This window comes from Petralouisia muris, from assembly GCF_004793545.1.
Classification (GTDB): domain Bacteria; phylum Bacillota; class Clostridia; order Lachnospirales; family Lachnospiraceae; genus Petralouisia; species Petralouisia muris.
Genome location: NZ_SRYA01000127.1, coordinates 1 through 7,668, shown reverse-complemented (window position 1 = coordinate 7,668; position 7,668 = coordinate 1). Strand labels below are relative to the sequence as shown.

Below are 7,668 nucleotides of genomic sequence, written 5' to 3'. Positions count from 1 at the left end.
AAAGCAATACGGGAAAATAGAATCCAATGTACTCTGAGAGTATAAGTATAAATTTCAGCGGCCTCGCACTCATAGCCGGGGTGGTAGCGGCGGGTTCTCCCTGTCCGGCGGTATTCCAGTGTTCCCGACATGGGGATTTCCTGTTCCGTAAGTATACGGGCTATCTTGGTCGGTCCGTTCCCCGCAAGACAAAGACTGTATATCTGGTTCACCACGGGAGCGGCTTCTTCGTCAATGATGAAATTTTCGTCCTCGTCCATGAGGTAGCCATACACGGGCTTGCTTGTGACAGGCTTCCCACTCATGCCTTTTGAGCGTTTTACTGCCCGGATTTTCTTGCTCGTATCCCTCACCAGCCATTCGTTAAAAATATTTCGCAAAGGCGCAAAGTCATTTTCGCCCTGTGCGCTGTCAACGCCGTCATTGATTGCAATGAAACGGACGTTTTTCTGTGGGAAAATCATTTCACCGATATGGACAAGACCACAAAAAACTATGCGGAGTTGCTGACAACAAATTCAAATATGCCATGGAGCAAAAAGCAATCAGCATTATTATTGCTGATTGCTTTTTTGCTGTTAATTGCTATATATCGCAGCTATATCGTATATTTTTTGCTTCATCTTTGCGCGGATATATAGAGGCTCAAGGCACTCGCACTTATCTCCAAAGCTGAGGAGAACATCATAGTAATATTCGTTTTCAATGAACGGAAAATTTACGATGTAATGCTCGTCATCATCTGGAAAAAAGTGGTCATAGGTGCAAAATTCAAGCACCCTATCCAGCACAGATTTATGGATGCGTATTTTAATTTCTGTTTGCATTGTTTCTATGATTTCCTCAAAATCCAAAATTGGTTTTTGATAATCCCGTGAAATAAAAGTTTCCTGTTTTATTTGCAAGTCTGACATACGAGATAGTCTGAATAGGCGGTAGTCGCTCCTGTTATAACAATACCCATAAAAATACCAGTGGCCGCTTTTCAATACAAGCTGGTATGGTTCAACTGTACGCACACTTCTATTTCCATGATGTGCGATGTATTCAAAGGAAAGCAGTTTGTAATCCTCTAAAGCTGCTTTAATCATTTGCAAGTATGGTTGGATATTTTTGTTGCCTGACCATGGGCTCAAATCTACGCAGATTTGATTTATCTTTATTTCAATATCATTCGCTTTATCGGCAGGGATGAAACTCTTGACTTTTGCAAGAGCGTTTACAAGTTCATCACCTCGTACCATGTTGGAAAGATTGGAAAGTCCCATCAAGATTGCAGAAAGATCGGCAGTGGAAAAAACATTTTTATCAATCTTATACTCTGGCATAATTTCAAAGCCGCCGCCAACTCCCGAAATTGAGCGAATGGGAACACCCGCCATATTGATTGCATCTATGTCACGATAGATTGTGCGAGGCGAAACTTCAAACATATCCGCCAACTCCTGTGCGCCTATACGCTTTTTATCAAGGAGCGTCATAATAATGCTAACAAGCCTGTCAACTTTCATTTCATAACCGCCTTTCCAAAATCCTCTTTCATTATAGATTGTTGCCATACTGCTGTCAACGATTGATTGGTACAATGAAAAAGCTAACAGCAAATAGAAAATGAAAACGGAGGAAAGTCATGATTACAGTCTATGTTTGTACCCTTGATACCCTGGCCGATTGGGAATTGGGGTATGCCACCGCAGAACTAAATTCTAAACGCTTTTTCAAAAAGGATGCGCCGAATATATCGGTCAAAACAGTCGGTATCTCAAAAGAACCTGCCAAGACAATGGGCGGCTTTACTATCATTCCTGACTGCTCCATCAGCGATATTGCGGTGAACGAAAAAAGTGTATTACTGCTACCAGGAGCAAACACATGGAATGAGCCGAAACATGGTGCTATTATTAAAAAGGCAGGAGAGCTTCTTTCAGCAGGTGCTACGGTATGTGCCATCTGCGGCGCCACTGTTGCATTGGCAAATGCTGGCCTACTGGATCACCGCCCGCACACCAGCAATGGAATGGAATACCTTGAAATGTGTTGTCCCCATTACAAAGGACAGCACTTCTATGTTGATAACCCTTCTGTTGCAGACCACAACTTGATTACCGCAAGTTCCACTGGGGCTTTGTTATGGGCAAGACAAATCATTGAACGTTTGGAAGTCTTTCGGCCTGATACGCTGGAAGCGTGGTATAACTATTTCAGCAGTGGCAAGGAGCAAGATTTCTTTACTCTCATGCAAACCTTACCAACCAGCAAATGACCTGCCCTTTTCGCAGATAAGAACATAATATATAAAACTGCCGCACGACGGCAAAAGAAAAAAAGCCGTCGTACAAGCAGCGTATTATCACACCCGGAGCGGCGACTTTGAGAAATCAGAGCCGCCACTTTTTTGCGTTTTGGCGGCAATAGGAGGATGCCGCCATGCGATTGCGAATAGATAGGCACTTGTCAAAAAAAGCCTAATTCCCGGAGTGGCGAACTCCACCCAGGCTTGCGAAAAAAGTCGTTTCCAGTCTGCCCATACCGTCACCCTCAGCGTCCGAATAGCTTTGTGCTGTTCGGGCGCTTTTGCTTTTTCTGTGGGCCGCTTCATCCGGCCCGGTGTCGTGCGCCCTGCCGGGGGCATTGCGCTCTCCGAGCGCGATGGGGAGCTGCACTCCCCAATCCCCTTGCGCAAATCTGACGTTTTTAGGATTTTGCCGGGGAGCGTGTGAAATGGTAGCACCCAAAATCCCTCACATGACCTACCAGCAGTACCGAACTGCCCGGAGATTGGTGCGGAAATGCTGCAACTACAATTACGGAAATTGTCTGCTGCCGGACAGCGGTGAGGAATGTATCTGTCCGCAGAGCATCACCTACTCGCTTGTATGTCGCTGGTTTCGCGCCGCCGTCCTCCCCCTGGACGCTGGCCTGTGCGCTGCCCTGCTCTATCGGGCCGACATGAAGAAATGCGTCCTATGCGGCGGCTCCTATCTGCCAAAATCCAGTCGGGCGAAATACTGGCCTGATTGCGCAGCGCATATGAAGCGAGACAAAGCCACCGAACGCAAGCGCAGACAAAGGCAGAAGTGTCACGCTTTAGGGCTTAAAAAGCCCTTGTAAACCAAGGCTTTCAAGACCGCCCTCAACGGGGCCTGATACATTTCCTTTCTGCCCTCGAAAACAGGCCTCTAACAGCCCACAGCGGCGGTCTGAACAGCCCTACATCAAGGAGGCTAATACCATGACCGACTACATGACGATAACCACCGAATTGCCGTCCTATTTCTTCTTCCCCTGGTTCCTGCTGAACATAGACTTGGCCCTTACCGCCAAGCTGACCTATGCCCTTTTACTTGACCAGGCGCGGCTGTCCCAGCTCAACGGGTGGACGGACGAAGCTGGGATAGTTTATATCATCTTCCCGATTGAGAAGATAGCCGAAATGCTCGGTAAGAGCATGACTACCACCAAGAACGTATTGGCGGAATTAGAGACGGCGGGGCTGATCGAGCGCAAACAACAGCAGTTCTCCAATCCCAATCATATCTATGTGAAACTGCCTGAAGGACAAAATTTTAGCCACCCCTGATGGATAAAAATTTGTCCTTCTCGATAGTTGAAAAACTGGCCGTGTAATAGGGCAGAAACCCGGCTGACGCAGGTAAAAAAGCTGGCCCCTAATAAGAACAATAACACGTATAAATAAAACGAGTGGGAGTAAATAGCGCTCACCTTTCGGACAAATGTCCACCTTGAAAATTTTGAAAACAAGGAGTTGCTTATGGAACATATCAGTTACAAGAAGCAGACCGAGATTGTCAATTTCCAGGGTCGGGAAATCCCGCTGGAAAACCTGCCCCCTATCCTCACCACGGAGCAGGAGGCGACGAAGCGCCGGTAGTTGGAGCAGCGGCTTTATGGAACGCTATCACGAACTCAGCCGCAGCGGTGATGATGTTCCACTTGACTATGGTGCATCTGCAAATGAACTCTTTTTCCCTGATACGCTGAACGATGTACTGGCAAAGAAGCTCCGAAAGGGAGATTTCATTGACGCCATTTTCTACTGTCCTTACGACATCCATGAACTTGTAGCGGAAGAATACCTATCCAAAATACTCTGGGAATTGAATGAGGAACACAAGGAGCTGCTCTTTCTCTGCACTGTCCGGCTGTTTAGCTCAACAAGGGTCGCTAAAATACGGAAGCAAAGTGACCGGAACATTCGCAAGGTGCATGGTACGATGCTCAAAAAGATACGAAAAAAGCTGCTTCCTGCACTTTTGGATAAGACAGAAAAGCAGCAGCCAATGACCTTATTGGAGAAAGATTTTTTAGAAGAATCTGGAATGGAGATTGATTCAGGGGAAAAGAAATTGTATAATGGATAATATAAAACTGAGTTATTCGGGTTACAATATGAAGTGAGGAATAGACTGATATGGGAAATATAAAAGCAGAAGAAGCAATGAAGGAATTAACACTGATGCTGTTATACCTGTCCCGCTTTACACAGGGAGAGAAGTTTCACGAAGCAACCGATTTTTATGCGTGGAAAGGCTATGATTTTGATATATTGAACGAATTGGACGATACAGACTATATCCGCCAGGGAAGTCATCCGTCCCGTTCCAAATCGGTATATATTACGGAAAGCGGCATGGAACAGGCAAAAGAGCTTTTATCCAAATATGGTATCAGTGATTGGAAACAGGGGTGAGAAAATGAAGAACCTTTTTGAACGCACCAGTTCTAATTGGGTGCGATACAGCGAATATGAATGGAGGGCGGCAGAGGACGGAACTCTGTACCTCACGCCCACCAAGACAGCACAGCCGAGTATCTACGATCCGCTGGCAGAGTATTAGAAAATTGTGCTGGATGCCATCAACATAGGACGCATGGGTATGAGCAAAAAGCCGGATGCCGAAATTCAGAAGGCTATCCAGCAATTTGCGGTGAAATACGGCTTGTTTGGACTGATGACTGCGTTACCTACCATGCCTAACTTTATGGAATATGAGGCGGTGTACCTGCCGAAAAACCATTTCATCAAAGAAGAAACCATGTCCACTGAAAAATATTTGGCACTGTTCTTCCCATTTGACAAACTGGATGTGATCAAGCGTGGTATCGAGTCCATGTGGAACATCCAGAATGACCGTGTTATGATGGCACTGGCTTTGACCATGACAGACAAGCCGATGGCGGTCAACATGAGCTTTCAGCGGGAATATGCGGAGCGGTATGAATGGATGAAACAGCAGTTCATCGACTGGGCGTTTACCTATATCAACAGTTTCCTTTATTATGAAGATTATGATACCCTGAACGATGAAACCCGGCAGATGATGCAGCAGAGTATGGCGGCATTCGGCGGCATCGCTCCAACCTATCATATAGCTCTTTTGGATAAGCCGACGATTATTTGGGAGTTTCACTCTCTCATGCTGGGAGTTCAGATGATGTTCAGCTTTATGCTGACCGACAGCGAAAACCCAATTAAGCTTTGCAGGCATTGCACCAAAGCTTTTGTCGCAAGCAGACCAAGTGCTGTATTTTGCAGCCCTCAGTGCAAGAATAAGCATAATGTTTACAAAAGCAGAGCGAGAAAAAACAGCTCTGATAGGGAGGCACAAGACAATGATTGATAGATGGATTGCTGAAGCAACCGAATGTGATTTCAAGGTCGCTCTGGAAATAAAGAAGCCAAAAAGCTGGCTAAAAAGCGTCAGTGCCTTTGCAAATGGTATCGGTGGTACTCTGCTTTTTGGTATTGATGATAATCGAAATGTGGTTGGTTTGACGGACGCACAGGCAGATGCGGAGGCAATCAGCCGCCTTATTAAAGAGCGTATCTCGCCATATCCCAACTTCATTCTTGTGCCAGAACGAGAGGATGGTAAAAATATTCTTATACTGACAGTCTCCTCCGGATACTCTACACCCTATTACTACAAAGCAGATGGTGTTATGGAGGCATATATCCACATCAGAAATGAGAGTGTGATTGCTCCAAGTTTTGCCCTGAATCAGCTCATATTAAAAGGCATGAACCGAACCTATGATACTCTAAACTCTGAATATGATTTCAAGGACTACGCTTTTTCCAAGCTACGAGAGAGATACAAGGTCTGGACTGGTAATAGCATGGAAGATAAACTGTTTGATTCCTTCGATACAAGAAACGAATATGGAAAACTGACAAATGCAGGTGCTTTACTGGCAGATGATTCTCCAATCAGACATTCCCGGCTGTTCTGTACACGCTGGAATGGTTTGGATAAAAGCGGCGGTATGGTGGATGCTCTCGACAGTGCAGAATATTCCGGCAGCTTAATTATCCTGCTCAATGAAGGTGCCAGCTTTGTAAAACGGAACATGAAAACTCGTTGGAAGAAAACAGCAAACTCTCGTATTGAAATGCCTGATTATTGCGAACGAAGCGTTTTTGAAGCCCTTGTCAACGCTTTGATCCATCGTGATTGCCTTATTTTAGGCAGCGAAGTCCATATCGACATTTATAATGACCGTCTTACGATCTATTCTCCCGGCGGCATGGCTGATGGAACACGAATACAGGAAAGAGATATATCCAATATTTCCTCCACTCGCCGTAATCCTGTTCTTGCCGATATTTTCGGACGGTTGGGCTATATGGAACGACAAGGAAGCGGCTTTAAGAAGATTACGGAATCTTACCATGCTGCTCATAATTATCGTAAAGAGCTGGAACCAGAGTTTTATTCCGATGTTACTTCATTCCAAGTCACACCGTATAACTTGAATTATGGCACAACAACAAACTCGTCTAATGTTACGATTGAGGATGAAAGCGTTGCGATTACCACTGGCTATGTTGCGATTGAGGTTGCGATTGATGGGTTAAACGCAAGCCAGACTACAATTCAGAAAGCAAAAGAGGTTTATAAAAACATGGGAACTGACGGTATCTTTGGTCGTTCCGACATTTCCTCTATTACAGGAGATTCCGTTACCGCTGCCGGCAAGCTTATCAGCAAACTGAAAGCCGCAAGCTTAATCGTACCGGTAAAAGGATATGGAAAAGGCAAATATCGATTTATCGAACCGCATAAGTAAAGTTTATGCCCGTTATCAGCCACACAGCCGACAACGGGCATTTGATTAAGCATATCATAGAGGGAACAATGATTTCCATGCGTTTGTTGCAGGCTTGGTCGATTTCAGCCAAGTGCTTGAACAGCGTTCCCTCCAGCACATAGTTGTTGTAGAGGATTTTACGGTACTCTTTTAGATAGCTGCGACGCATACCCCCATATTTACCGATTTGATATAACTGCTTTTCAATTCACCACAAATGAGCCGCAGTCATATGTATTAGATGGCAGAAACCACCCTTTACATATTAACTCTTGGTTGCTTATGGAATTGGATTCCCCGGAAAGCTCGTCCTCATGGGACAGTCTTGGGTAAAGGGCGGTAATGAGTTGCTGGGTGCTCTGTCTTAACATAAATTCCTCCGTTTCCGACAGCCAGCCCCACTATTCCGTACCTTGATTGTACCACATGGGGCGGCTGTCTGTATAGCGGCAAACGTGTCAAAATGCTTTCTTATGTGCGGTCAAAATGATGTTTTTTCTCAATGTCATTAACTTAAGGAATCTTTTACATTTGAATTGTAAAAGGTTCCTTTTT

10 protein-coding genes and 2 pseudogenes are annotated in these 7,668 nt (G+C 45.2%); 8 read left to right on the top strand and 4 right to left on the bottom strand.

The window, feature by feature from the left end; translation table 11 throughout:
* Positions 1 to 464, bottom strand: a pseudogene (locus E5329_RS27350) (hypothetical protein); the annotation flags it as partial.
* A gap of 114 nt (positions 465 to 578) precedes the next feature.
* Positions 579 to 1,511, bottom strand: coding sequence for a helix-turn-helix transcriptional regulator (locus tag E5329_RS27345; protein WP_135992330.1), 933 nt, complete (start codon positions 1,509 to 1,511; stop codon positions 579 to 581).
* A gap of 119 nt (positions 1,512 to 1,630) precedes the next feature.
* On the opposite strand from E5329_RS27345, the gene E5329_RS27340 reads away from it, so the two are divergent.
* The 8 genes from E5329_RS27340 to E5329_RS27310 all read left to right on the top strand — a co-directional run bounded on the left by E5329_RS27340 (position 1,631) and on the right by E5329_RS27310 (position 7,092).
* Positions 1,631 to 2,263: a type 1 glutamine amidotransferase family protein gene (locus E5329_RS27340; protein ID WP_135992329.1), complete on the top strand. Its 633-nt coding sequence runs from the start codon at positions 1,631 to 1,633 to the stop codon at positions 2,261 to 2,263.
* A 458-nt stretch (positions 2,264 to 2,721) separates the two neighbouring features.
* The gene (locus E5329_RS27335) at positions 2,722 to 3,111 is read left to right on the top strand and encodes a cysteine-rich VLP domain-containing protein (protein ID WP_135992328.1); all 390 of its coding nucleotides are present in this window, start codon (positions 2,722 to 2,724) and stop codon (positions 3,109 to 3,111) included.
* A gap of 121 nt (positions 3,112 to 3,232) precedes the next feature.
* Positions 3,233 to 3,580 carry a replication initiator protein A gene (locus E5329_RS27330; protein WP_135992327.1) on the top strand — a complete coding sequence of 116 codons (348 nt, stop codon included), beginning with the start codon at positions 3,233 to 3,235 and terminating at the stop codon, positions 3,578 to 3,580.
* Between the two features lie 328 nt (positions 3,581 to 3,908).
* The gene (locus E5329_RS30175) at positions 3,909 to 4,382 is read left to right on the top strand and encodes a hypothetical protein (protein ID WP_168356799.1); all 474 of its coding nucleotides are present in this window, start codon (positions 3,909 to 3,911) and stop codon (positions 4,380 to 4,382) included.
* 50 nt (positions 4,383 to 4,432) lie between these two features.
* Positions 4,433 to 4,711 (top strand): DUF6429 family protein, encoded by a 279-nt coding sequence (locus tag E5329_RS27320; protein ID WP_135992326.1) that lies wholly within the window; start codon positions 4,433 to 4,435, stop codon positions 4,709 to 4,711.
* 4 nt (positions 4,712 to 4,715) lie between these two features.
* Positions 4,716 to 4,859, top strand: a complete 144-nt coding sequence (locus E5329_RS32925) for a hypothetical protein (protein WP_330572387.1) — start codon at positions 4,716 to 4,718, stop codon at positions 4,857 to 4,859.
* Between the two features lie 39 nt (positions 4,860 to 4,898).
* Positions 4,899 to 5,642, top strand: a complete 744-nt coding sequence (locus E5329_RS27315) for a hypothetical protein (RefSeq protein WP_330572386.1) — start codon at positions 4,899 to 4,901, stop codon at positions 5,640 to 5,642.
* Positions 5,635 to 7,092 (top strand): ATP-binding protein, encoded by a 1,458-nt coding sequence (locus E5329_RS27310; RefSeq protein ID WP_135992325.1) that lies wholly within the window; start codon positions 5,635 to 5,637, stop codon positions 7,090 to 7,092. The genes E5329_RS27315 and E5329_RS27310 overlap by 8 nt, the downstream gene beginning before the upstream one ends.
* Here the strand turns inward: E5329_RS27310 and E5329_RS27305 are convergent.
* On the bottom strand, positions 7,073 to 7,300 hold the full coding sequence (locus E5329_RS27305) for a TnpV protein (protein WP_408634713.1): 228 nt from the start codon (positions 7,298 to 7,300) through the stop codon (positions 7,073 to 7,075). The two genes, E5329_RS27310 and E5329_RS27305, sit on opposite strands and share 20 nt — an antisense overlap.
* A 76-nt stretch (positions 7,301 to 7,376) precedes the next feature.
* Positions 7,377 to 7,484: pseudogene (locus tag E5329_RS32740) on the bottom strand (recombinase family protein); the annotation flags it as partial.
* Positions 7,485 to 7,668: the final 184 nt, after the last annotated feature.

What these genes read in the sequence shown, in the direction of transcription:
- E5329_RS27345 (WP_135992330.1), bottom strand. Translation starts at nt 1,511, where the DNA reads ATGAAAGTTGACAGGCTTGTTAGCATTATTATGACGCTCCTTGATAAA.
- E5329_RS27340 (WP_135992329.1), top strand. Translation starts at nt 1,631, where the DNA reads ATGATTACAGTCTATGTTTGTACCCTTGATACCCTGGCCGATTGGGAA.
- E5329_RS27335 (WP_135992328.1), top strand. Translation starts at nt 2,722, where the DNA reads ATGGTAGCACCCAAAATCCCTCACATGACCTACCAGCAGTACCGAACT.
- E5329_RS27330 (WP_135992327.1), top strand. Translation starts at nt 3,233, where the DNA reads ATGACCGACTACATGACGATAACCACCGAATTGCCGTCCTATTTCTTC.
- E5329_RS30175 (WP_168356799.1), top strand. Translation starts at nt 3,909, where the DNA reads ATGGAACGCTATCACGAACTCAGCCGCAGCGGTGATGATGTTCCACTT.
- E5329_RS27320 (WP_135992326.1), top strand. Translation starts at nt 4,433, where the DNA reads ATGGGAAATATAAAAGCAGAAGAAGCAATGAAGGAATTAACACTGATG.
- E5329_RS32925 (WP_330572387.1), top strand. Translation starts at nt 4,716, where the DNA reads ATGAAGAACCTTTTTGAACGCACCAGTTCTAATTGGGTGCGATACAGC.
- E5329_RS27315 (WP_330572386.1), top strand. Translation starts at nt 4,899, where the DNA reads ATGAGCAAAAAGCCGGATGCCGAAATTCAGAAGGCTATCCAGCAATTT.
- E5329_RS27310 (WP_135992325.1), top strand. Translation starts at nt 5,635, where the DNA reads ATGATTGATAGATGGATTGCTGAAGCAACCGAATGTGATTTCAAGGTC.